This is a genomic window from Ornithinibacter sp., from assembly GCF_035443565.1.
In the GTDB taxonomy this organism is placed as follows: Bacteria; Actinomycetota; Actinomycetes; order Actinomycetales; family Dermatophilaceae; genus Fodinibacter.
The window spans coordinates 1-1910 of the sequence record NZ_DAORSO010000287.1 but is presented as its reverse complement, the minus strand read 5'-3'; the positions used below and the strand labels follow the sequence as shown (position 1 = coordinate 1910).

Genomic DNA, 1910 nt, shown 5'->3' with positions numbered 1-1910 from the left:
CAAGGGCCGGCACGGCATACAGCTCTCGCCGCAGCACCTCGGGCACCTGCCCGGTGAGCACGTCCCGCAGCAGGCCGCCGCCGATCCCGGTGATGCCCCCGATGAGCGTGGCTGCCAGCGCGCCCGCCTGGGCGTCCAGCGCCACGAGGGCGCCGCTGACGGCGAACACCGCCAGCCCCGCGGCATCCAGCAGCCGCACGGTGAACGAGACCCTGCCCAGCCGCGCGTCCGGGTGTCGCTGCGCGACCTCCTGCCACGTCCCGTGGAGGAGGAAGACGGCCAGCCCCGCGACCACCGCGGCCGCGAGCAGGCGCCAGTCGCTGACCGCCACCGGCGGGGTGATGCCCAGGAAGACGTCGCGGATGATCCCTCCACCCAACCCGGCGATCCAGCCCAGCACGAGCACCCCGAAGACGTCCAGGCCCCGGCGCACGCCGACGATGGCGCCGGTGAGCGCGAAGACGAACACGCCGACGAGGTCGAGCACGAGCTGTGTCGAGGCGGTGTCCGTGAGCACCGGCCCAGTCTCGCAGCCCGGCGGCGGGCCCATAGACTGGCCCGCATGGCCGACCTCACCCGTGACGACGTGGCGCACCTCGCCGGACTCGCCCGCATCGACCTCTCCGACGCCGAGCTCGACCGCATGGTCGGCGAGCTCGGGGTCATCCTCGAGGCGGTGGCGACCGTGCAGCAGGCACCGATCGCCGACGTCGAGCCGATGAGCCACCCCATGCCGATCGTCAACGTGACCCGCCCCGACGTCGTGCGGCCCTCGCTCAGCCCGCAGGACGCGCTCTCCGGGGCGCCCGAGTCCGAGCAGCAGCGCTTCGCCGTGCCGCGCATCCTCGACGTCGAGTGACGCGCACGCCCACCCCGTGCACCACCTGACCGCCACACTCCACCGGATGCCGGCCACACGGCATCCGCTCGCCGTTCACCACCGCGCCCCGCACCCCAGAGGAACCACGACGTGACCACCGACCTGACCCGGTCCACTGCTGCCGACCTCGCCGACCTCCTCGCGCAGGGGAGCGTGTCGGCGCGCGAGGTGACCCAGGCGCACCTGGACCGCACCGCGGCCGTCGACGGCGCCGTGCACTCCTACCTGCACGTCGACGCGGACGGTGCCCTCGCCCAGGCCGACGAGGTCGACCGCCGTCGCGCCGCGGGGGAGTCGCTGCACGCGATGGCCGGTGTGCCGATCGCCGTCAAGGACGTCATGACGACCCGCGGCCTGCCGACGACGTGTGGCTCCAAGATCCTCCAGGGCTGGGTGCCGCCGTACGACGCGACCCTCGTGACGCGCCTGCGCGAGGCCGGCATGCCCATCCTCGGCAAGACGAACATGGACGAGTTCGCCATGGGCTCCTCGACCGAACACAGCGCCTACGGCCCGAGCCACAACCCGTGGGACCTCTCGCGCATCCCCGGCGGTTCTGGCGGTGGGTCGAGCTCGGTCGTCGCCTCGTTCCAGGCACCGCTGGCGATCGGCACCGACACCGGTGGCTCGATCCGCCAGCCCGCAGCCGTCACCGGCACCGTCGGGACCAAGCCGACCTACGGCGGGGTCTCGCGCTACGGGCTCGTGGCGCTCGCGTCCTCGCTCGACCAGGCCGGCCCGTGCACCCGCACGGTGCTCGACGCCGCCCTGCTCCACGAGGTCATCGGTGGGCACGACCCCCTCGACTCGACGTCGATCGACGCCCCGGTGCCGCCCGTCGTCGAGGCCGCCCGCCGCGCCGACGTCGCCGGCATGAAGATCGGCATCATCCGCGAACTGACCGGCGACGGGTTCCAGGCGGGGGTGCAGGCGCGTTTCGACGAGGCCGTCCAGCACCTCGTCGACGCCGGGGCAGAGGTCGTCGAGGTGTCCTGCCCGAGCTTCAGCTACGCCCTGGCCGCGTACTACC

The 1910-nt window shown here is 73.4% G+C and carries 3 protein-coding genes; 2 read left to right on the top strand and 1 reads right to left on the bottom strand.

Annotated features, from left to right (window positions below; translation table 11 throughout):
• A partial coding sequence (locus PLL68_RS15915) for a trimeric intracellular cation channel family protein (protein ID WP_324535303.1) occupies positions 1-517 on the bottom strand: 517 nt, incomplete at its 3' end.
• Between the two features lie 45 nt (positions 518-562).
• Between PLL68_RS15915 and gatC the strand changes: the two genes are divergently transcribed.
• Together gatC and PLL68_RS15905 are read left to right on the top strand one after the other, a co-directional pair.
• A complete protein-coding gene (gene gatC / locus PLL68_RS15910) occupies positions 563-859 on the top strand; it encodes an Asp-tRNA(Asn)/Glu-tRNA(Gln) amidotransferase subunit GatC (RefSeq protein WP_159900323.1) in 297 nt (98 codons plus the stop codon).
• A 111-nt stretch (positions 860-970) separates the two neighbouring features.
• Positions 971-1910, top strand: a 940-nt coding sequence (locus tag PLL68_RS15905; protein WP_324535301.1) for an amidase, incomplete at its 3' end; no start/stop codon positions are given.